The 22,937-nt window shown below is 36.7% G+C and carries 22 protein-coding genes; 1 reads left to right on the top strand and 21 read right to left on the bottom strand.

The window, feature by feature from the left end:
* Genes aroB through KQI83_RS04385 form a run of 5 tightly spaced genes read right to left on the bottom strand, consistent with a single transcriptional unit; the run spans window position 1 to window position 4,519 of the window.
* Complete coding sequence (gene aroB / locus KQI83_RS04405; protein ID WP_216555012.1) at window positions 1–1,098, bottom strand: 3-dehydroquinate synthase; 1,098 nt, start codon at window positions 1,096–1,098, stop codon at window positions 1–3.
* Window positions 1,099–1,112: 14 nt separating this feature from the next.
* Window positions 1,113–1,865 (bottom strand): YlmH family RNA-binding protein, encoded by a 753-nt coding sequence (locus KQI83_RS04400; protein WP_216555011.1) that lies wholly within the window; start codon window positions 1,863–1,865, stop codon window positions 1,113–1,115.
* An 11-nt stretch (window positions 1,866–1,876) separates the two neighbouring features.
* On the bottom strand, window positions 1,877–2,401 hold the full coding sequence (locus KQI83_RS04395) for a cell division protein SepF (protein ID WP_216555010.1): 525 nt from the start codon (window positions 2,399–2,401) through the stop codon (window positions 1,877–1,879).
* Window positions 2,402–2,430: 29 nt separating this feature from the next.
* Window positions 2,431–3,123, bottom strand: a complete 693-nt coding sequence (locus tag KQI83_RS04390) for a YggS family pyridoxal phosphate-dependent enzyme (RefSeq protein WP_216555009.1) — start codon at window positions 3,121–3,123, stop codon at window positions 2,431–2,433.
* Between the two features lie 10 nt (window positions 3,124–3,133).
* The gene (locus tag KQI83_RS04385; protein ID WP_216555008.1) at window positions 3,134–4,519 is read right to left on the bottom strand and encodes an HlyD family efflux transporter periplasmic adaptor subunit; all 1,386 of its coding nucleotides are present in this window, start codon (window positions 4,517–4,519) and stop codon (window positions 3,134–3,136) included.
* 137 nt (window positions 4,520–4,656) lie between these two features.
* Here KQI83_RS04385 and KQI83_RS04380 point away from each other — a divergent pair, with 137 nt between their 5' ends.
* Complete coding sequence (locus KQI83_RS04380) at window positions 4,657–4,869, top strand: DUF378 domain-containing protein (protein WP_216555007.1); 213 nt, start codon at window positions 4,657–4,659, stop codon at window positions 4,867–4,869.
* Window positions 4,870–4,936: 67 nt separating this feature from the next.
* Here the strand turns inward: KQI83_RS04380 and KQI83_RS04375 are convergent, their stop codons facing one another.
* From KQI83_RS04375 to mutS, 16 genes are all read right to left on the bottom strand, one after another.
* On the bottom strand, window positions 4,937–5,356 hold the full coding sequence (locus KQI83_RS04375; RefSeq protein WP_216555005.1) for a twitching motility protein PilT: 420 nt from the start codon (window positions 5,354–5,356) through the stop codon (window positions 4,937–4,939).
* A 90-nt stretch (window positions 5,357–5,446) separates the two neighbouring features.
* Window positions 5,447–6,439, bottom strand: coding sequence for a D-alanyl-D-alanine carboxypeptidase family protein (locus KQI83_RS04370; protein ID WP_330622305.1), 993 nt, complete (start codon window positions 6,437–6,439; stop codon window positions 5,447–5,449).
* Window positions 6,423–6,818: a methylglyoxal synthase gene (gene mgsA, locus KQI83_RS04365; RefSeq protein ID WP_216555003.1), complete on the bottom strand. Its 396-nt coding sequence runs from the start codon at window positions 6,816–6,818 to the stop codon at window positions 6,423–6,425. Before mgsA ends, KQI83_RS04370 begins: the two co-directional genes overlap by 17 nt.
* A complete protein-coding gene (locus KQI83_RS04360) occupies window positions 6,819–7,943 on the bottom strand; it encodes an FtsW/RodA/SpoVE family cell cycle protein (RefSeq protein ID WP_216555002.1) in 1,125 nt (374 codons plus the stop codon). It abuts the gene before it with no gap.
* A 12-nt stretch (window positions 7,944–7,955) separates the two neighbouring features.
* The gene (gene minE, locus KQI83_RS04355) at window positions 7,956–8,237 is read right to left on the bottom strand and encodes a cell division topological specificity factor MinE (RefSeq protein ID WP_216555001.1); all 282 of its coding nucleotides are present in this window, start codon (window positions 8,235–8,237) and stop codon (window positions 7,956–7,958) included.
* Between the two features lie 14 nt (window positions 8,238–8,251).
* On the bottom strand, window positions 8,252–9,043 hold the full coding sequence (gene minD, locus KQI83_RS04350; RefSeq protein ID WP_216555000.1) for a septum site-determining protein MinD: 792 nt from the start codon (window positions 9,041–9,043) through the stop codon (window positions 8,252–8,254).
* A gap of 20 nt (window positions 9,044–9,063) precedes the next feature.
* Complete coding sequence (gene minC, locus KQI83_RS04345; protein WP_216554999.1) at window positions 9,064–9,747, bottom strand: septum site-determining protein MinC; 684 nt, start codon at window positions 9,745–9,747, stop codon at window positions 9,064–9,066.
* Window positions 9,748–9,764: 17 nt separating this feature from the next.
* Entirely contained in the window at window positions 9,765–12,665 is a 2,901-nt protein-coding gene (locus KQI83_RS04340; protein WP_216554997.1) for a penicillin-binding transpeptidase domain-containing protein, read from the bottom strand.
* Window positions 12,658–13,176, bottom strand: coding sequence for a rod shape-determining protein MreD (mreD, locus tag KQI83_RS04335; RefSeq protein WP_216554996.1), 519 nt, complete (start codon window positions 13,174–13,176; stop codon window positions 12,658–12,660). The genes KQI83_RS04340 and mreD overlap by 8 nt, the downstream gene beginning before the upstream one ends.
* A 13-nt stretch (window positions 13,177–13,189) precedes the next feature.
* Window positions 13,190–14,044: a rod shape-determining protein MreC gene (gene mreC, locus KQI83_RS04330; RefSeq protein WP_216554995.1), complete on the bottom strand. Its 855-nt coding sequence runs from the start codon at window positions 14,042–14,044 to the stop codon at window positions 13,190–13,192.
* Between the two features lie 22 nt (window positions 14,045–14,066).
* Window positions 14,067–15,065: a rod shape-determining protein gene (gene mreB / locus KQI83_RS04325; protein WP_216554994.1), complete on the bottom strand. Its 999-nt coding sequence runs from the start codon at window positions 15,063–15,065 to the stop codon at window positions 14,067–14,069.
* Window positions 15,066–15,082: 17 nt separating this feature from the next.
* On the bottom strand, window positions 15,083–15,775 hold the full coding sequence (gene radC / locus KQI83_RS04320) for a RadC family protein (RefSeq protein WP_216554993.1): 693 nt from the start codon (window positions 15,773–15,775) through the stop codon (window positions 15,083–15,085).
* Window positions 15,776–15,881: 106 nt separating this feature from the next.
* Window positions 15,882–17,147, bottom strand: a complete 1,266-nt coding sequence (locus tag KQI83_RS04315) for a methionine gamma-lyase family protein (RefSeq protein WP_216555418.1) — start codon at window positions 17,145–17,147, stop codon at window positions 15,882–15,884.
* A 38-nt stretch (window positions 17,148–17,185) separates the two neighbouring features.
* Entirely contained in the window at window positions 17,186–18,133 is a 948-nt protein-coding gene (gene miaA, locus KQI83_RS04310) for a tRNA (adenosine(37)-N6)-dimethylallyltransferase MiaA (protein ID WP_253295489.1), read from the bottom strand.
* Window positions 18,133–20,202, bottom strand: coding sequence for a DNA mismatch repair endonuclease MutL (mutL, locus tag KQI83_RS04305; protein ID WP_216554991.1), 2,070 nt, complete (start codon window positions 20,200–20,202; stop codon window positions 18,133–18,135). The genes miaA and mutL overlap by 1 nt, the downstream gene beginning before the upstream one ends.
* A 69-nt stretch (window positions 20,203–20,271) precedes the next feature.
* On the bottom strand, window positions 20,272–22,920 hold the full coding sequence (gene mutS / locus KQI83_RS04300; RefSeq protein ID WP_216555416.1) for a DNA mismatch repair protein MutS: 2,649 nt from the start codon (window positions 22,918–22,920) through the stop codon (window positions 20,272–20,274).
* Window positions 22,921–22,937 lie beyond the last annotated feature (17 nt).

Here is a 22,937-nt window from a genome sequence, read left to right as displayed (position 1 = left end):
TTATGCTCCTGTGACATAGGTAATTCCGGCAAGAATTTCTGCATCCGTCAATTCTTTGGTAATCACCGCATTTCCAATTTCTTTTAATACAATGAATTTGACTTTTCCAGACTCCATTTTTTTATCTAACTTGGTAGTAGCCAAAATTTCTTCCGGTGTATGGGAAAAGTTTTCAATCCGAACCGGAAGGTCGTAACTTTTTATCGTTTCTTCTATCATATTAAGCTGTTCCTCGGTGATATATCCCAATTTCATAGAAATATAACCTGCACCAGCCATTCCAAGTGCCACACATTCTCCGTGATATAAGGAAAAACCTGACAATTTTTCAATTGCGTGACCCAAAGTGTGTCCAAAGTTCAAAAGTGCGCGTTCTCCCTGTTCCTTCGGATCGTTTTCTACTACTTTTCGTTTAATCTCACAACTTCCGTATACAAGTTTCTCCAATGCTTCCATATCAAGTTCTTGAATTTTTGCACTATTTTCTACAATATAAGAAAAATAGGCTTCTTCTTTTATCAAACCATGTTTAATAATTTCACCCATGCCAGATGCAATCTGACGTTTTGGTAATGTTTTTAATACAGAAAGATTCATATAGACTAGTTTCGGCATATAAAATGCGCCTACCATGTTCTTATACTGCATAAAATCTACCCCTGTTTTTCCACCAATACTACTATCTACCTGTGCCAAAAGTGTGGTCGGTACCTGAATAAAGTCAATTCCACGCAAATATGTAGCTGCGGTGAACCCTGTCAAGTCTCCAACCACGCCACCACCAAGTGCTACTAACAGGTCTTTTCTGTCAAAAGAATTTAAAATCAGATGTTCATATACTTTTCCTACTGTATCCGTATTTTTACTGGCCTCTCCCTCTTCGAAAGTATAGGAGACACACTTTGAAAACATCGGTTCTAATAATGCCTGAATCTCTTCTAAATATAATTTTCCTACGTTAGAATCTGTAACAATACAAACCTTGCGATTCTCATAGCCTAATGCTTTTAATTTTTCCGGTAATTCCTGAAAGCTTTGCTGAAGTTCAATATCATAGCAAGGCTTCTGTTCATAATTTACAGTTATTTTTCTTCCCATTGCTTCTCCTCTATTTAAATATATTTTTCATATTGTATTTTTAAGCGTCCTTTTCTTGTCTCTCCTGAAGTTCCCTGAAACAAAAAACGCCCTATTGAACGAACGGAAATCACTTCTTCCTTTTTACATTCGTAAGTAGTATTTAAAATTTCTTTGCTATTTACAAATACTTTTCCACTCCGAATCCACTCATTTGCCTGGGAACGCGATACTTTACAAATACAGGCAATTACGCTGTCTAAGCGATTAGAAGTAATAATACCCTCACAAGCCTCTGTTTTAGGCACAATATTTACCTCAGAAGCAGATGTTTTTTCTAATTGTACAGATGTATGCTTAATACGGGTAAGTTCCTCTTGGATATAATTTGCAATTTTTTCCTGACAAAAGACATAAATCACATTGTCTTCTACCAGAATATCCCCTAACATACTTCGTTCAATTCCCAAATTCATTAAACTTCCCAACACATCACGATGTGTCAATTCATCTGCAAACTTTCGATTGAGGGGAGTAATTTTCAAGCAGGAAATCGGATAATCCCAGGTATAACAAAGAGCATCAGGTAGAAATGCTATCATCTGACGCTCACTGTTTAAAAAACCACCATACATTTCAAAGCCACAATACAGCTCTGAAACATTTTCCTTAAAAATGTTCTGTTCATTTAAATTCAAAAAATCACTAAATAAAACAATATCCTTTTGCTGTGCCTGTCTGGACAAGTCTATAAAACGTTTCCCTAATAAAGTCTCGTCTCTGGTCATTTTCTCATTCCTTACAAATCTGTCTGAATTGGAGGCACATCAAATGCATCCATAATATTCGCAAAATCTCCAGAAATATCTACGTTTGGAGGTGTTATTATGAATATGTAATTAGAAATCTTTTGTAAATTACCACTGATTGCGAAACAGGAACCTGACGTAAAATCGATAATACGCTGAGCAATTTCTACGTCTAATCCCTCTACATTCAGCACCACAGTTCTGTTCAGTAATAATGTTTCTGTAATTTCACGCGCATCCTCTACTGAGGTTGGCTTAATTACGCATACTTCCATATTCGTTCCCTGCCTTTTAGATGACCGCATCGGTGTAATCTTTGGAGTTGTTTTCACCGCTTTTGGTTTCTTTTCTTCATATTGAAAATCATCTTCTGGTTCTTTATCTTTTAAAAATCCCTTTTTCTTTGGTGCTTCTTCTTCATATTCATCGTCATCGTAATAATCTTCGTTATAGAAATCGTCATCATCCTCTGGATTCAATCTCATAACATTTAAAAATTTATCAAGCATTCCCATGATAATTCTCCTCGTAACTTTTTCGTACTTTATATATTATAATTTCTTTCGCCAAAAATCCCTGTCCCAACACGAACCATGGTAGCACCTTCTTCCACTGCCACCATATAGTCTCCTGTCATTCCCATAGACAGAATCTCCATAGATACATTATCAATGTTTTTCTTCATTATGTCAACAGATAATTCTTTGATTTGTTTAAAATATTTTCGATTATCTTCCGGATTTTCTACGAAAGGTGCAATTGTCATAAGTCCTTTCACATGAATATGCGGCAATTTTGAAATTTCTTCCACTAAAGAAATAGCTTCTTCTCTGCTGGTTCCGAACTTGCTTTCTTCATGGGCAATATTTACTTCTACTAAAATATCCACTTCCACTTTCTTCTTTTCCGCCTGTGAACTGATTTCTTCTGCTAAGCGTAAAGAATCTACGGAATGTATCAGGCAAACCTTATCTACAATGTACTTTACTTTGTTACGTTGTAAGTGCCCGATCATGTGCCAGCGAATATCCTGTGGCAGCACCGGATATTTGTCCATAATCTCCTGTACCTTATTTTCTCCAAAATCTCTGCTACCTGCGTCATATGCTTCTTGTAACATAGGGACCGGTTTTGTCTTGCTGACAGCAATCAATGTAACCTCGCTTACATCCCGTCCCGCCTTTTCGCAGGCTTTCTTTATATTTTTCCGTACGTTTTCTAAGTTTTCTTTTACCATAATGTCCTCCTTATTGCACTATCTGATTTTCCTTAATTGCAGAGGCATCTAAGGCTATATGATCATAAAGTGATAATCCATAGCTTGTCCCTGTATTGATAATGGTGTACTCTTCATTTTGATATAATATTTCTACTTTTCGAAATACAGCATAACCTTTGTTAATATTGTAAGCCCCTTGAAGCTTTGCTGTACTTTCCAAAGTCATTGTCTCACTGGAATCCGGCTTATTAATAATATCGCCTTTCTTTAAATCACTACCATCTATATAATAAGAATCTTCTGTTTCCTGGAATACGGTTACATCTGTAAATTCCATTGCTTTTTTACCGTCTTTTGAAACATTTTGTCTTAAAACACCATTTCCATCAGAATCGCCACCTTTTGTTACATAATCCTTTGGTACAACGAAAAATGATTTTTCCGTTAGTGCTGTATTTGGAATCTTAAGTCCGTTGGTGTCAGAAACTAACAACTTCACATCTACATATCGGTCAGAGGCATAACGAATCATGGAATTTTGAAAGGTCAAATCCAAATAATAAGCTCCATCACGATTTATAATATTAGAACTTGCCCATGCAGTTGTTCCGTCTTTTTGAAATTCTACTTTTATATTATTTTGCTCTGCTAAATCTGTAGCAAGCTGTTCATCAATAGGTAAAATCAAGTCCCAGTTTTCACTGGTAATTAACTTAAATACCGGTTCTCCTGCTGATACTTTTTCCTTTGCCTGAAGATTATCTTTAATATGTTTTGACTGTTCAAAACTATCTGCATTAAATGTATCAACTGTTGTTCCTTCTAATCCATCGGTATTGTATACAACCACGCCTGCCTGTGGAGCAAGATATGGATGAAAAGTAGCTGCATTGCCGCTATATCCATCCAAACTGGATAAGTTGCTGGCACTAAGTGCTTCCATAAGCGCTGCCTGCATGTCGTATTTGAATTCATATACCTGGTAAAAATCTTCATCGGAATATCCCAGCACATACTCGGATGCTGTCTTTTCCAGTTCCTGATAAGATTCTTTTTGCTGAAATAACTGTCCATTATTGGCACTTAATACCTGATTATAAAAATCTCCGGTCTCATCTACAGAATATACATAAGTATCTACGCCTACTTTGGTAGCATCCTTATTGTAATAATTAACATAACCACTCACGTCTGCATTAAATACCGTTTCTTCTCTTAGTGCAAGTCCTGTAAAGGTATTATTTTGAGCAATCGTTCCTTGTGTTACTTCATATACTGCCACTTGTTCTGTAGTAAAATATTGAAAAATGTTATATAACATATAAATAAATATAATCGCAAACAAAATAACGCCAATATTTATATGAGAACTCTTATGAAATTTTACGATTTTTTTATTTCTTTTTTTTGTCACAAAATTTGCCATCCTTATTTTATATACTGTTATATATTTTAACATTTTATTTTAGGAAACTCAATACTGCCATACATTTCCAACATACTTTTCTTTTTGCATGGCAATACTAGAATCATGTAAAAGGAGGAATGCATATGAACACAAAATGTTTAGATTATACGCTACTAACAATTGCAATTATCGGTGCTATCAACTGGGGATTAATTGGTTTCTTCCGCTTTGATTTAGTTGCCTTTTTATTTGGAAACATGAGCTGGCTTAGCCGTATTGTATATGGAATTGTAGGAATCAGCGGTCTGTATCTATGTAGCGCTTTCGGACGTATTCGTTCCATGAACGAAGCCTGAGCCCATTACTTTCTTAGCATTCTAAAAGGGGTTATTGCCTGGCAACAACCCCTTTCTCTTCTGTATTCTACAATGAAATAATAATCTTACTTCTTACATATTCAGGTAAATCTGCTTCATTTTTCGAAACACTCAAAACAAAGTTCACATGGAACATTTCTCCAATTTCTTGAAGTTTCGTGATTGCACGACATATTTCATCCTCTTTTACCTGTGCAATGGTAAGGAAACTATCTAAGAACATTTCTTCTAAGTCATGATCCTGAGAAACTATTCCACAGATAAATCCCATAAATTCATCACAATTTGTTATAAGATAATCCGAAATATCAATAAGACGAACTGCTTTATTCAACTCATACATATGCCTGGCACTTTTGTCCAGATATACTATATTTCCGCTTGCAGATGATACATCCTGATTCACCCAATCTAACAAATGCTTTGTCTTTCCTTTTCCCTTTTCGCCGGCTATAATTTGTACCATAACAATCTCCTCCCAATCTTTGTTTGTTTTGTATAGGAACGATTCTTATTATGTGTACATTATAGTATATATTTACAGATAATTCAACGACTATTTCAAGGTTTCCTGTAATAATTCTGTCATTTCATGGTACAAATTGTTACGACTATCTGCTTTAAATACAATTGAAATATATGGTATTTCATCACCCTTTTTACTATAAAGAACCAAACAGTAACCGGCATCATTGGTAGTACCTGTCTTACCACCAATTACATTGATTCCTTCCGGTGCTTCTTCTTCGCCTTTTAAGTACTTATTTGTAGTTGCCCAGTCTTTTACCACTGCTTCACCTGAAGAATTCACAAAATTTGCTGTATGATTTTGTGTATTAATCAGGTGTACAAATCGTTCATCCTGAACGGCAGCATTAAAAATTAAGTACATGTCATAAACGGTGGTATAATGTTCTTCATTCTGAAGTCCATTGGCATTCACAAAATGAGAATTTGTAGCTCCAAGGACTAATGCTTCCTGATTCATCAGGTTTGCAAATTCTTCAGTACTTCCTGATATCATATCAGCAATCACATTTGCCGCATCATTTCCACTACAAAGAATTAATCCATACAACAATTCCTGTAAAGATATCGTATCACCTACCGAAAGACCGCAAGTTGTAGAACCTGCCTCCAGTTTCAATTCGTCTTCTGTCACTGTTGCTGTCGCTGCAAGATCACCATACTTTAGTGCAATATAAGCTGTTAATATTTTTGTGGTACTTGCCGGATATAATCTTTCATGTATATTTTTTGCAAACTTCACTTCATGATTGGCTACATCAAATAATCCAGCGGCCTCTGAAATATTCTCTGTAACACCTTCTGTCAACAAATTGTCGTTTCCGGCTACACAGAGATTATCTGCAAAATAAGAAACATTCTGTTCTTGTACAGATGTATCCATTCCATAAGCACTGGTTGTATCATACACATTATAGGCATTATCTATTTCCGCTTCTTTTCCACAACCACTTAATAAAAACGAAGCTGCTAATACAACACCTATAATACTGGTTATTCTTTTTTTACTTGTACATCTCACGCCACTCTAAATCTCCTCTGTCTAATGACTTAATCAACAACTCCGCTGTAGCCAGATTGGTTGCAAGTGGAATATTATGTGTATCACACAAGCGAAGTACATTGTGTACATCCGGCTCATGAGACTTCTGAGTTAATGGGTCACGCAAGAAAATCACAAGGTCAATCTGGTTATGTTCAATCTGGGCACCAAGCTGCTGTGCTCCACCCAAATGCCCTGCAAGGTACTTATGAATAGAAAGGTTCGTAACTTCTTCTATCAGTCTTCCTGTGGTACCGGTTGCGTATAATTCATTTTTACATAAAATACCACGGTATGCGATGCAGAAATTCTGCATTAATTTTTTCTTAGAGTCATGTGCAATTAAACCAATGTTCATTTAAAATTCCCCCATTCCATATTTTCTAGGCTGAAGCCCTATATTCAACACAAGTCCGATGCCAATAAACAAGCTCACAAGGGAGGTGAGTCCGTAACTTACAAATGGCAACGGTACTCCGGTATTGGGCATTAAACCGGTTACTACACAAATATTAAAAAAGGTTTGAAATCCAATCCATGCAACAACACCACCGCATATCAATCTTCCAGATAAATCTTTTGCCTTTTTTCCAATAATAATACATTCTATCACAATTAGCAATAACAAGATTAAAATAACCGCACATCCTGCAAATCCTAATTCTTCTCCAGCTACGGAAAAAATAAAATCTGTATGGGGTTCCGGAATAAAATTACCATTTTTTACAGAGAAAACATTATCGTTGTTCAATCCTTTTCCCCATAACATTCCAGAGCCAATTGCCATAATAGAATTTTGTTGTTGCCATGCTTTTTCTGCATATTTGTCAGGTTGCAACCATGCCATAATACGAAGCCATTGATAATGCTCTAATATTTTTTGATCCGGTTGCAAAATCAAGTAGAGGAAAATACTAACTGCCGGAACACTGACAGCCAACACGCCCACTATAATCTTGTAACTTAAGCCTGTCAAAAACAACAATGATAAAAAAATCATAATGGCAACAATACTGGTTGTAAGTGCAGGTTGTTCTTTTATCATATACCATGGCACAACAATTAATATTCCTGCAACCAATAACAATGGAAGTTTATTCACCTTTTCGTGATATTTTGCAAAGAACCACGAAAAGAATAAAATAATACATACCTTGGAAAATTCAGAAGGCTGAAAACGAATTGGTCCAAATTCAATCCAACGTGTTGCACCACCTGCATCGGAACCAAGAATATTAAAGGTAATCAATCCAAGCAATATTAAATTGAATGCATAAATAATCCAGTGGAATCGTAAAATAAAGTTATAATCAATAAGAGAAACGATTACCATGGCAACAATTCCAACTAACATTCCCATAACCTGTTTGCTTTGTACAGATTCTCTAGCACTACCAATAATGCTAATTCCAATCATTGTAAGTACTAACACATATACAATTAAACGAAAGTTATAATCCTTTACCTGATACTGTTTTAACATACAAAAACTTCCTTAATTTGAATTTCCAGAATGTTTCAGATCCTTGATTGGAATATTTGCATATAATGCCGGAACACTTCCATTATTGGTATCTGACTCTGTCTGAGTAATTTGAATATCCAGACCTTCCGGATCAATCTCCATATACTTGGAAATCACCTGTATAATGTCATTTTTAATTTTTTCCATTACTTCCGGAGAGCAATTTGCTCTATCCGAAACTAATAATAATTTTAATCTGTCTTTTGCAATATCTCCAGAATTTTTCTTTTTAAACAAGTCCATTAAACCCATCTTATGGTTTCCTCCTAATTCTTTTTAAATAAATCCTTGAACTTTGACCATACACCTGATTTTGTTTCTAAATCCAAAAACGGAACCTCTTCTCCAAGAATTCTACGGCAGATATTTGCATAAGCCTGTCCCGCAAGACAATCACTTCCAACCAATGGTTCACCCTGGTTTGTTGAAACTACAATCTGCTCATCATCTGGAACAGCACCAATTAAATCAATTGCAAGAATATCTGTAACATCTGCGATAGACATCATATCTCCACGTTTTACCATATCCATACGAAGTCTGTTTACAATTAATTCTGTCTTTTTTAATTCATTTGCTTCAAGTAATCCGATAATACGGTCTGCATCACGAATTGCAGAAACTTCCGGAGTAGTTACTACCAATGCACGATCTGCACCTGCGATAGCATTTTTAAATCCCTGCTCGATACCTGCTGGACAGTCTAATAAAATATAATCAAATTCTTCTCTTAATTCATCTGTTACTTTTACCATCTGCTCTGGTGTTACAGAAGTCTTATCTCTTGTTTGTGCAGATGGAAGTAAGCAAAGATTTGGATAACGTTTATCTTTAATCAACGCCTGTTTCATACGGCAATTTCCTTCTACCACATCAACCAGGTTGTATACAATACGATTTTCTAATCCCATAACTACATCAAGATTACGCAATCCTATATCAGTATCAATTAATACTACTTTCTTGTTTAACTGCGCAAGACCTGTTCCTACATTTGCTGTTGTTGTTGTTTTACCAACGCCACCTTTTCCAGATGTTATTACAATTACTTCACTCATTTACCATATCCTCCTGATAATTATATGCTATTTAAAAGTCCTTTGGTGATTGGCTCAATGTAAATATTTCCATCCTTTACAATCGCCACCTGCGGTTCTATTGGCTCTACCGGTTGTTTTTTCTTTTTACGGTCTTTTGCTGTTTTATCCGCGCTTCTTCCAATAACATCGCCGATTTTAATCTGTACCGGATCCATATCTAGTGCTGCCACAAATGCCTGCATATTTCCATTTGCCCCTGCATAGGCATTGCCTTTAAGTGCACCAAGAATTACGATGTTTCCTTTGGAAATCACCTTAGCCCCCGGGTTTACATCCCCTATGACCACAACACTGGTCTCGCAGTCCAAAACCTGACCGGAACGAAGCGTTCCCTTATAAAACTCTCCTGTTCTTCCAGCCTGTTCTTCTTCAAACTGCTCTATCTTCTGACGTACCAGTTCTTCTTTTAACTGGTCATTGTCTAGAATACAAATGATTTGCACCGAACTGTTTTCGGTTATAGCTTCCACAATTTCAAATTCTTCTTCCTGTGTCAGCTTTCTTCCTTCAAAAGAAATTGCCATTTTGGCATTTTTAAAAAAACCTTCTGATTCTTTAAATTTGTCAATGATACACTGCAACAATTCTTTGAACTCCATGTGGTCATTCAGAATCAGATTTATTCCATATTTATTACTTTTTAATACAACTGGTTGCTGCATATCCTGTCCCTCCACTCTTAGTCTGTAAATCCATTCGTAGAATCTCCAATATTCTGAGCCTGTCCATTCAATAAGGACTGTTCATCTGAAAGCTTAAAATAATATTTCAATACGTTGCTGGATAACTCTGCCGCATTTGCGGAAGTATAACCATAAGCAATACGGGTAGTAACTGCTACTTGTGGATCTTCATATGGTGCATAACCAATAAACAACGCATGGTTTGCTCGTGTTTTGTCTTCCTGCGCAGTACCTGTTTTTCCGGCAACTGCAATCGGGAAATTCTTAAAACTGTTATTATTTTCTGCAACCATTCTCATACCTGAATGAATCGCATCCCACGAAGTTTGTGCCACATCATCAATATGCCACAAAAGCTGTGGTTCAAACTGCTGTACTACTTCACCTTCCGAAGTGGTCTCTTTATTTAACAACGTCATTTGATAAACATTTCCACTGCTGGCAACTGCTGTTACATAACGTGCTAATTCCGTTGTAGTATAGTTATGATTACCCTGACCAATTGCCGACGTAATTGGGTATTCATCTGAAATCTTTGGTTCGTTTTCAGGTATCTCAATTCCCGTCTTTTGTCCTAATCCGAAAAGTGTTGCATATTTCTGAAGATTTGCAATACCCTTATCTTCATCATAGGTATCCCCATTCATGCTCAGACGATATCCCATTTCATAGAAGAAATAGTTACATGAATCTCTGATTGCCTCTGAGATATTAATCAATCCATGGGTTCCATTTGGATAAATCCAACATTTTGGTGGATTTACCGGGTCAATCTTCGTATACTTTCCTTCATCCAATATCTGTTCCTGTGTAGAAACCACGCCTTCTGTCAATGCTGCTGCGGCGGTAATCGGTTTAAAAGTAGAACCCGGTGCAGTTCTTTGCTGCGTTGCATTGTTATACATCGGAAGTGACAAATCCTGTTGTAAACTTGCAAAATAATTTGCGTCTACCGTATTCGCCAAACGGTTTGTATCATATCCCGGATAAGTAACACACGCTAATAATTTTCCGGTTTTTACATCTGTAACAACGCAGGAGCCTGTACATGGGTCTAGCGCTAACTGTGCCGGAGTAATTTCCAGATTTTTAATCTTTTCCCGAATAAAATTATAAGCACTTATGCTTCCATTTTTCAAGCCATTGTATGCTTCTTCATTTTCTGCCAATACACCTTGCTCAAATAAAATCATGCAAAGCTGCGTTCCTGAAATCAAATCCTGATGAATCATGTATTCGTATATTTTTTTATCAAATCCCTTATTGGTTTTTAATGTTTCTATAATATACTGTACCAATGCTTCATATATTTCTGTTGAATCGGAATACTTTGACTGTGTATCAAACTTTGTAATATCAATCCAATCTTTGGATACTGCATAATGTAAATATTCCGCAAGACTGATTTCATCATTTTTCCATGCCTGATAAGTTGCATCTTCCTTATCCACTTCTGAAGAAAGGAATACTTTATCATTCGTCAGCATTGTGAGAATATAACTCATGTATACCTGCATTTCCTTATCCAACTCATTATACGCTGTTGGCGATGCACTTTGCAACTCTCTTTCTACATCTGAAAGAACATTTGCCTGTTTAGATAAAAATGCGTTATACACTTGCTGTTCTGTTCCACTGGCACCTTCCTGGGAAAAATGGCTTGCATCTATCACGTTATTATTAATCAACGCAAAGAACACATCATCACTTGGAATTTTAATGTCGGAAGCTGAGCCGGAGCTGGTATCATATTCCTTAGCCGGTATCATTTTAGAATAGATGATTCCCGCAAGTTCCTGCTCCAATAAGTCATACACTGCTTTCTGCAAATCTGCATCAATGGAAAGATATATATCATTTCCGGCAGCGGAATCTTCATGATCAGTGATTTCCATAATTCTTCCAAGGCTATCTACATAAAAGGTTTCTTTTCCTTTTTTTCCTTGCAATTCTTCTTCCATCACTTGTTCAATTCCCGATTTTCCAATTACATCATTCTGGGTATATTCTTCATTTGTCGCAGACAGCTTTTCATATTCATCCTGCGAAATTTTTCCCGTATAACCAATAATATGTGAAAAATACTTACTATCGTTATATCTTCGAACACTTTCTTCTGAAATATCAACACCCGGGAGTGTATCTGAATTTTCCTTTACTACTGCAACTGTTTCCTCCGAAACATTCTGTGCAACTGTGGTAAGTACATATTTCTGATAACTATTCTGGGAAATTGCATACCGGAGAATCATAATCTTATAAGCTTCATCTTCTGTATAATAATCAATGTCTTCCTTCTTCTCGTCCGGATATTCTTTTCCTTCCACATGAATATTAAATTTCTTGCTACCTTGTAAAAACTCTATAACCTGTTCTGCTGTGGCACTTCCTTCATCATATCCAAGTTTTTTGTTATAGGTTAATTCATCTACTTTTTTGTGCCCGTAAATATCTGCAAGGAATCGTTTCAGTGAAGAACCGGTAACCGTAAAATCATAAACCCCATCTGCATTCTTTTGGATTTGAAAATCATTAGAAATGCTATCCCCATGTTCTTCAATCATGGATATCAAGGTGTTTAACTCTTTATTCATTTCTCGATTTCGTTGCTTTGTAGTATCATAAACCACGCTATCCTCAAAGGTTACAGAATACGAAAGCTCATTGTACGCCAGCAGTTTTCCATTACTGTCATATATATTACCGCGCGTTCCGGGGATTGTCCGTTCCTTTTGAATACGCAATGTATAATTATCCAAATATTTTTCTCCATTAATAATCTGTAACGCAAAAATACGCTGTATCAGCACGCCAAACAGCACTACTATTACAACGCTGAGCACAAATAATCTGGATTTTATTAGTTTTTTGCAAAATTCTTTTACTGTCTCAAACAAATTTACTTGCACTCCTTTTTTCGATTGTTTCTAACTTTTGATTGATTTTCAAAATCACAAAATACAAAGCAATTGTTATTACTATGGTATATACCAGCTCCGGAATCATTATATGAAGTATATAATATCCAAATTGGAATTTTCCTCGTAAGAAAAACAAAAAGAAATATACCAAAAGGTTATATCCTAAGTCGCTGGCACTAATTAAAATCAATGGCAATTTAATATCTTCCGGGAAAAAGATTTTCCGAAAGAAACCATTGATATAGCCTATATACATATATATTAATGCATAAAATCCTATTACACTTCCAAAGAATACATCTACCAATAGGCCGCTAAAAAGCCCAATCCACATCCCCTCTTTTCTCCCTCTCATAAATCCGAAGGAAGAAACCACTACAATTAATAAATTGGGGGCTATCGAGGCAAATGCCAAGGTCTGAAATAAAGTCGTTTGCAACAAGAAACACACTACTATAATAAGAAAAACCGTTATTTTACGTCTCATGTTTCATACTCCTTTACTTTGCAGACTGCTTCTTATCCAATATTACCAACACTTCTTGCAAATGTTTGAAATCCACCGCCGGTGTTACTGTTCCGGAATAGGTTAGATTATTAGAGTCTCTTTTAATAGAGCTAATATATCCAATCAAAATTCCCTCCAAGTATTTATCACTGATATTAGAAGTTACTAACTGTTCACCAGGACCTATTACATTTTCATCGCATTTTAAGTTAGAAAATTCAATTACCTGATTTTCATTCATGGATTCCAAATTACCGTTTACATTACAACGGTCGGTAGTAGATAACGTCATTCCGCTGACATTGTTTGCATCATCGATAATAGAACGTACCTTTGCATAATTTGGTCCTACATCAATTACAATTCCTACAAGACCGCTTCCTGCAATGACATTCATATCTTTTTCAATGCCATCTTTTGTTCCTTTATCAATTACAAATGTATTGAACCAGTTGCTGCTATCGCTACCGATAATTCGCGCTGCGACTTTCTTGTAGCTTGGATATTTTTGATCTAACTGAAACAATTCTCTCAAGCTGTCCAACTCGTACTGTTCTAATTTAACAGTATTCAGTTCTGCGGTAAGTTCATCCACTTGCGCTTGCAATTCTTCGTTTTCTTTGGTAACGTTTTTTAATGATTTTAATTCATCCGCTCTGGATACGAACCAATTTCCAACAGAGTTAATTCCTTTTTGCATTGGTGTAAATACATAGCCGGCAACCGTATTTAGCGGTCCGCCAGATAGATTCAACGTAAAGCTTACGAACATTATCAGGACACACAGTCCTGATAGTATCAGCAGCATATATTTAGTTGGAAATGAATGTTTTGATCTACGTTTCATAAAACACAATCCTATCTATAATTTACTGTAATGCCAATCTCTTTAATTTTTCATCAGAAACAATTTTATTTAATCCTCTAACCGCACTTTCTTCTGGATATTCGCAGCTATTTACTTTGATATTTGTTATCTGGGTAAATAACTGATCCAACTTACTGATTTTAGAAGAACCACCTGTAATATAAATACCGGAATGAATAATATCCTGTGCCAATTCTGGTGGAGTTTTTTCCAAAATCAATTTTATGGAATTGCAAATAGAATTCAGGTTATCCTTAATTGCCTCATAAATAACCTTAGAAGAAATCTCCATTTCAATTGGTAAACCACTTACCAAATCTCTTCCTACGATTTTAGCAGTACGTTCTTCCTCTTCCGGCAACGCACATCCCAATGTTTCTTTTAAATACATTGCTGTTTTGTGTCCAATTGCCAAACTGAAGGTACGTTTCAAATAACTGATAATAGACTCATCAATTCGCTTGCCACCAAAGTCTAATAATTCACTTAATACAAGTCCTCCAAGAGAAATTACAGATATTTCTGTAGTATCTGCGCCGATATTTACAATCATATATCCGGTAGGTGACAGCACGTCCAAATCCAAACCTACTGCATCTGCGATAGGACGCTGGAACAGCAATACACTCTTTGGTTTGAATCTGCTCTTATAAAACAAGTCCGCAAAGGACTTCTGTTCTACCATAGTGATAGAAGTTGGAATTGCTACAATATATTCTGCACCCTTGGTATGGTTCTTTACATGTTTGTCTAATACCTCTCCTATCAAAGTCTGCATATTATTATAATCAGCAATTACTCCGTTCACGATAGGAAATGACACCTTTATATTATCTGGTGCTTTTTCATACATAGCATATGCTGCATCACCGAACGCATATAACTGATTCTTCTTTACGATTGCAATGGTGTTTTTCTCGTTGATTACCTTTCCTGTTGCTTTGCAAAAAATTTTCAAATTACAGGTCCCTAAATCAATTCCATAAACATTTGTTGACATTTTTCTTATCCTTTCCCTCAGCCCAAAAGGCCTTTTTCTCTAAAGCTTATATAACTGTTATCACCAATGATGATATGATCAGCAAGAACGATATCCATCATTTCCCCACAAGCTGCAATTCGCTTTGTCACCTGTTTATCAGCCTCACTGGGTGTCGGATCTCCACTTGGATGATTGTGAAGTAATACAATATGCACTGCTTTATACTGTAATGCTTTTAAAAATACTTCACGAGGTGATACCACTGAATGATTCACCGTTCCAACAGAGATAACTTCATCCCCCAAAAGACTGCATTTTGCATCAAACATTGCTAATAACAATTTTTCTTTCGATTCGTGCCTTAGTGTTTCCATATAATATCCGGCAACACTTTCCGGCTGGTTTAAGCTTATTCTGCTTGCCCGTTTTGTACAGGCAATACGCATGGTCAGCTCTGCTACACATTTTAATTGTGCTGCTTTGACCTGACCAATTCCCGGAATCTTTTGCATCTCTTCCTGCGTCATATTAATCAGGTTGAGAAGATTTTTTTCACCACCGCATAACAACTGTTGTGCGGTTTGTAACGCTGTTCTCTCTTTCGTACCTGTTCTTATGATAACCGCAAGTAACTCTGCATCCGAAAGTTCTTTTGCACCTTTACGAATACATTTTTCATATGGCTTTTCCGACTCCGGCATTTCTTTCATTGTAATATGTGTTTGCATGCTTTTTCCTAACTCTCTCAATGTAACGGAAAAAGTTTTACATTTTATTTTAGCACAAAAGAAGTTTTGTGTACACTATTTTATTCTATTTTTTACATTGTTACACTTATAATTCGACTAAACCTGCCTCATATAGTTTCTGTAAAGACATCAAAATTCCAAGCTTTGCATGATACCAGGTAAGTCCTCCCTGGAAATATACGGCATATGGTTCTCTTAACGGACCATCTGCGCTTAATTCGATGGAAGAACCTTGTACAAATGCTCCCGCTGCCATAATAACTTCATCATCATATCCCGGCATTGCCCATGGTTCCGGTGTCACATGACTGTCTACCGGAGCTGCCGCCTGAATTCCCTTGCAAAAAGCAATGAGTGCCTCCGGGGATTTTAAGGTTACCGCCTGAATAATGTCATGACGGCTTTCCGTACTATTTGGAACCACCGGATATCCCAGACTTTCATAAATATTAGCTGCAAAGATGGCTCCCTTTAAAGCACCTGCCACAACAGTCGGCGCAAGAAATAATCCTTGATAAAAGGATTGAATGACCCCAAGGGATGCCCCTACTTCTTTTCCAAGTCCCGGAGATGTAAGTCGGTATGCTGCATTTTCTACACATTCCTTCTTACCTACAATATATCCGCCAATTGGGGCTAATCCGCCTCCCGGATTTTTAATAAGAGAACCGACTATCATGTCTGCCCCTACTTCCAACGGCTCTCTCTTTTCTACAAATTCTCCATAACAGTTGTCTACCATACAGACTACATCCGGCTTAATTCCTTTTATAAAAGAAATCAACTCGCCAATTCGTTCTACCGAAAGAGTCGGTCTTGTCTGATATCCTTTGGAACGCTGGATTGTTACAAGTTTTGTTTTCTCATTAATGGCTTTCTTTATATTTTCAAAATCAAAACTACCATCTGCCAGTAAATCTACCTGACGATAGGTAACTCCATATTCTGCAAGGGAACCCACAGATGGTCGAATTCCAATTACTTCTTCCAGCGTATCATATGGTTTTCCAACCGGAGATAATAATTCATCTCCCGGACGTAAATTTGACATTAATGCCAGTGCTAACGCATGCGTTCCGCAAGTAATCTGTGGACGAACCAACGCTGCTTCTCCCTTAAAACAGGTGGCATAAACTTCTTCTAAGGTGTCTCTGCCAAGGTCATTGTATCCATATCCGCTACTTCCCATAAAGCATTCCGCACTTACTTTGTGTGTCTGTAATGCTTTAATTACTTTCAGTTGGTTGTATTCTGCTGTCTGGTCAATCTTTTCAAATCGTTCCTTTAATTGTGTTTCAAACTTCCTTCCATATTGGTATACTTTTGAATCAATTCCTAATTCCTGATACATTGTTTCCACTTTTCTTCCTCTTTTCTGTATTACAATACTTACACTAATATCTGTTTCTTTTCCAATTCTGCTATGATGTAGTCTAACATTTTATCATTGTTATATTGAAAATCCGGCTTATTAACCCAAAGTACTTCCCGTTCTCTGCGAAACCAGGTAAGCTGACGCTTTGCAAAATGTCTGGTATCTCGTTTTATACGATAGATTGCTTCTTCTAAGGTACACTCGCCTTCTAAATAATCTAATATTTCTTTATAGCCCAGTCCCTGCATAGAAACCATCTTTTTGTGGTATCCCATATCCTTTAGTTTCTTTACTTCTTCTACCAATCCTTGTTCTAGCATTATGTCTACACGCTGATTGATTCTTCTATATAATCGTTCTCTCTCATCATTCAAAACAAAATACGCAAAATGATAGGGAGATTCCTTTTGACGTTCTTTTTCATTATGTTCTGATATTTTTCCGCCTGAAAGGTGATAAAATTCCAACGCCCGAATCACACGCTTTACATTATTCTCGTGAATTTCCTCCGCTGATTTTGGATCTACTTCTCTGAGTTTTTCATGTAATACATGAGCACCTTGAGTCCTTGCAATCGTTTCTAATTCCTTACGATAAGCAACGTCTTCCTGTTCCTCGGTAAAATCAATATCATACAGCAAGGCTTGAATATAGAATCCCGTTCCACCTGCTACAATGGGAATTCTTCCTTCTGCATAAATTTCTTCTAAATATTTTTTAGCATATTCCTGAAATTTTACCACATGGAATTCTTCATCCGGTTCAAAGGTATCAATTAAATAATGCGGAATCCCCTGCATTTCTTCTTTTTGAATTTTCGCAGACCCAATATCCATATAACGATACACCTGCATAGAATCTGCCGAAATAATGGAGCCGTTTACTTTTTTTGCAAGTTGAATGGATAATTCTGTTTTTCCTACCGCAGTAGGTCCCGTTAAAATAATTAGTGGTTTTTTCATTATAACACCCGCTTAAATTTTTTCTCCAATTCATATTTCGACATGGAGATAATGGTTGGTCTTCCATGTGGGCAATGATATGGATTATCTAAAGTTAAAAGTTCATCAATTAAACGTTCGATTTCTGCCATAGACAACTTTTGATTTCCCTTTACTGCCGCTTTACAGGACATGGACGCAATTTTTTCCGTAATCATATCCGGTTTTTCATTTCCATGAAAACTTGCAAGACTATCCAGAATTTCTACCATCAGTTGTTTTCCGTCTAAACCGAACAGATTGCCCGGAAGCGCTGTGACAGAATATTCCTTTCCTCCGAACGGTTCTATTTCAAAGCCTAACTTTTTAAAATAATCCATGTACTTTTTCAGCAGTTCCTCTTCCTGCATATTAAGTGTCAGAAGAACCGGTGGGTATATAGTCTGAGAAGTAAATTCTTTGTTTGCCAAGCTTTTCATAGTGCGTTCATACAGTACTTTTTCATGTGCTGCATGTTGATCTATAATATAGAGATGGTCATCAAATTCAATCAACCAATAGGTTTCAAATAGCTGCCCAATAATTCTGTGATCCTTTTTCGACTCTATATCCAATAGTTTTCGCATATCCTCCTGTACCGGATTTTTAACAACTTGTTGTGCAAATGTCTCTTTCGGCTGTTCTGCCGCTTCTTGAATGACATTCTTATCTTGAATCGGTTTTGTTTCTTGGGGGATTTCTTGTTTCGGCAAACTTTCTGTTTGCTGTAATACTGCTTGTTTTTGCAAGCCTTCTGTTGTCTGCAATACTTCCTGTTTTGGCAAACCTTCTGCGTTTCTCTCGAAATTCGCTAGTGGCATCGCATCTTCCGGTTTTAACGGTTCCCTTTTCACAGCATAAGTAGATTCTTCTGCCACCTGGTTATTCTGTGGTCTGACCTGACTTTCTCTTTCCTTTTGAATCGATGCTTTTATACTTTCTAATCGTTTTACCTCAAAAGGCTCCGGGGCATGCTGTTCTTTCTTCAAAAATTCTCTTCGTTCCTGTTCTTCCCGTGCTCTGGTTTCCCTTTCTTTTTCCAAAGTCACCTGATATACCAATTCACTTTGATTGATCGTATCTCGAATCAATTTTTCCAAAAAATGATACACCACATCTCCGTTACTAAAACGAAGTTCCATTTTCGTCGGATGTACATTTACATCTAAAAGTTGCCCATTAATTGAGATATGAAATACTGTGAAAGGATATTTATGCTGCATCACAAAAGACTTGTAGCCTTCTTCAATGCTTTTGGCAATCAGTTTACTTTTTACATATCTTCCATTAATAAAGTAATTTTCATAGTTTCGGTTTCCTCTGGAAATCAAAGGTTTTCCAATAAATCCATGAACAGAAAAGAATTCATTTTCCCCCTGTATTTCTAAAAGATTCGTAGCAATATCTCTTCCATAAATATGATATATAATTTCTTTTAAATTGGAATTTCCGGATGTATGCAGTTTCACCTGATTATTGTTGATAAACTTAAAAGAAATTTCCGGATGGGACATTGCCAATCGTTCCATTAAATCTCCAATATAACCCGCTTCTGTCTGGGATGTTTTTAAAAATTTTCTTCGCGCCGGGGTATTGTAAAAAAGATTTCGCACCAAAAAGGTGGTACCATCCGGTGCTCCGATTTCTTCTAATATTTTTTCTTTACCACCTTCAATCACATAGCGAACACCACTGATTCCCTCTGCTGTTTTTGTAATTAATTCCACCTGTGAAACGGCTGCAATACTGGAAAGTGCCTCACCTCGAAATCCTAAGGAAGATACGGTTAATAAATCTTCTACGCTTCGGATTTTACTGGTAGAATGACGTAAAAACGCCAACGGCACTTGCTCTTTCGGAATTCCCCATCCATTATCCGTAATTCGAATGAAGGAAATACCGCCTTCTTTGATTTCTACTGTGATTGCAGTAGCTCTGGCATCAATGGCATTTTCCACTAATTCCTTTACTACGGATGCCGGTCGTTCTATGACTTCTCCTGCCGCAATTTTGTCTATGGTCTGTTGGTCTAGTATTTCTATATTAGGCATATTTCCTCCTTTTCCATGTTGTTCGGTTGACATAATTATTTTATGTTAACTTTTTCTCTCGCTTTGTAATCACCATCTGTTTTTTATTTTATTTTGAAGTTGATATAACTTATTTAATGCATCAATTGGTGTGAGATTTGCTAAATCAATCTCTTTGATTTCTTCAATAATATCATCGTCCTTTACTGTATCAAACAGCGACATTTGTGTCAAATCCACTTCGTCTAATCGTTCTTTCTTTTTCTTTGATGTTGCTCCGGTATCTACCATAATATTACTTGCAATTTCAGTAATATCATTTGCACTAAGTTCCTCTGCGATTACTTTCGCGCGTTCAATAACACTTTCCGGTACTCCTGCTAATTTAGCTACCTGAATACCGTAACTTCGGTCAGCACCTCCCGGAACAATTTTTCGTAGGAAAACAATGTCATCTCCTTTTTCCTTTACTGCTATGCAATAGTTGGTGACATTATTAAGCTTTCCTTCCAGTTCTGTCAGTTCATGATAATGGGTAGCAAATAATGTCTTTGCCCCTAAAAGTTTTGGATTGCTGATATGTTCCACCACTGCCCAGGCAATACTCAATCCATCAAAGGTGCTGGTTCCTCTTCCGATTTCATCCAATACCAAAAGACTGTTACTTGTAGCATTTCGTAAAATATTTGCCACCTCGGTCATTTCCACCATAAAGGTACTTTGTCCACTTGCCAAATCATCAGATGCGCCCACACGGGTAAAGATGCGGTCAACAATGCCGATTTTTGCACTTTCTGCCGGAACAAAACTTCCTACTTGTGCCATTAACACAATCAACGCTGTTTGTCTCATATAAGTAGATTTTCCTGCCATATTCGGCCCGGTAATAATAGAAATACGTTTTTTTCCATTATCCAGATAGGTATCATTGGACACAAACATATCATTGCTAATCATTTTTTCCACTACCGGATGCCGTCCGCTTTTGATGTCTATGACACCGTTTTCATTAATTGTCGGTCGACAATAATTGTTTCGTTCTGCTACCAGTGCAAGGGATGCAAATACGTCTATCTTTGCCACTGCCTTGGCTGTCTTTTGAATACGCAGTACTTCTGCCGCAATGGTATCTCGAATCTGACGGTACAATTCATACTCTAGGGAAATAAGTTTATCTTCTGCCCCCAGAATAATATCCTCTAATTCTTTTAATTCCGGTGTAATATAACGTTCTGCATTGGCAAGGGTCTGCTTTCTGGTATAGTAGTCCGGCACCAGATTCTTGTAGGAATTAGTCACTTCCAGATAATAGCCAAATACTTTGTTATACTTGATACGCAGATTTTTAATCCCTGTTTTTTCCCGTTCCTTGGTTTCTAATTCCATAAGCCACGTCTTTCCCTCTGTTTTTGCGTGACGCAACTTATCTACTTCTTCATTGTAGCCTTCTTTTAAAATACCGCCATCACGAACAGAAATCGGTGGTTCTTCCACGATAGAACGCTCAATCAAGTCGTTAATATCAGATAAAACGTCCATTTCTTCTTGAATTTCATTTAATAACGTTCCCTTGAATTCACCCAGTAAATTTCGGATATACGGAAGCATAGACAAAGAACTTTTAAATGCAATCAAATCTCTTGGATTTGCTGTTTGATAGGTCACTCTACTAATCAATCGTTCCAGGTCATAGACGGGATTTAAATATTCCCGAATTTCCTCACGGGTCATAGCATTTTGATTCAGTTCTTCAATAGCATCTAAGCGTTGTTCTATTTTTTCTTTATCGATTAATGGCTGTTCCACAAAACTTCGCAACATGCGGGCTCCCATGGCTGTTTTGGTTTTATCCAAAACCCACAATAAAGAACCACGTTTTTGCTTTTCGCGCAATGTTTCTACTAACTCCAAGTTTCTTCTTGTAGAACTGTCTATAATCATATATTTTCCGGTAATATATAACTGTAAGGAAGTCATATTGGCTAGATTGTTTTTCTGTGTCTCGTAGAGATATTTCAACAAAGCTCCCGCAGCGATTGTACCAGACTCATAATCTTCGATACCAAGTCCTTGAAGATTCTTTACTTTGAAATGTTCTAAAAGTGTTCCCTTGGCTGTCTCATCGCTAAAATACCAGGAATCTAATGAATAAATAGCAATTCCTAAACGATGTTTTAAATCTTCAAAGTCCATTCCTGTCATATAGAATGCTTTGTTACAGATAATTTCCGATGGTGCAAATTTATGTATCTCATCCAGAAGTTTTCGTTCTGTATCTACTTCGGTTAAATAATAATCACCTGTTGTCACATCAGCAATAGAGATTCCATACCGATCCTGCATATAAACAATACACATAATATAATTGTTCTTCGTCTCATCCAATGCCTGTGTATCTAAATTCGTTCCCGGAGTTACAATACGCACTACCTCACGTTTTACTAATCCCTTTGCCATTTTAGGGTCTTCTACCTGTTCACAAATAGCCACCTTATGTCCTTTGGACACTAATTTATTTAGATAGGCTTCTACTGCATGATATGGAACACCACACATAGGTGCACGTTCTTCTAGTCCACAGCTTTTGCCTGTTAATGTAATCTCCAATTCTTTCGATGCAATTTCTGCATCTTCAAAAAACATCTCATAAAAATCACCCAGTCGATAAAATAAGATACAATCCGGATACTCTTGCTTCGTCTCCATATATTTTTGCATCATGGGTGTTAAATCTGCCATATTTACATTCACGTTAT

The sequence above is a fragment of the Roseburia sp. MSJ-14 genome, from assembly GCF_018918225.1.
In the GTDB taxonomy this organism is placed as follows: Bacteria; Bacillota; Clostridia; order Lachnospirales; family Lachnospiraceae; genus Petralouisia.
This window is presented reverse-complemented; position numbering and strand designations above follow the sequence as displayed.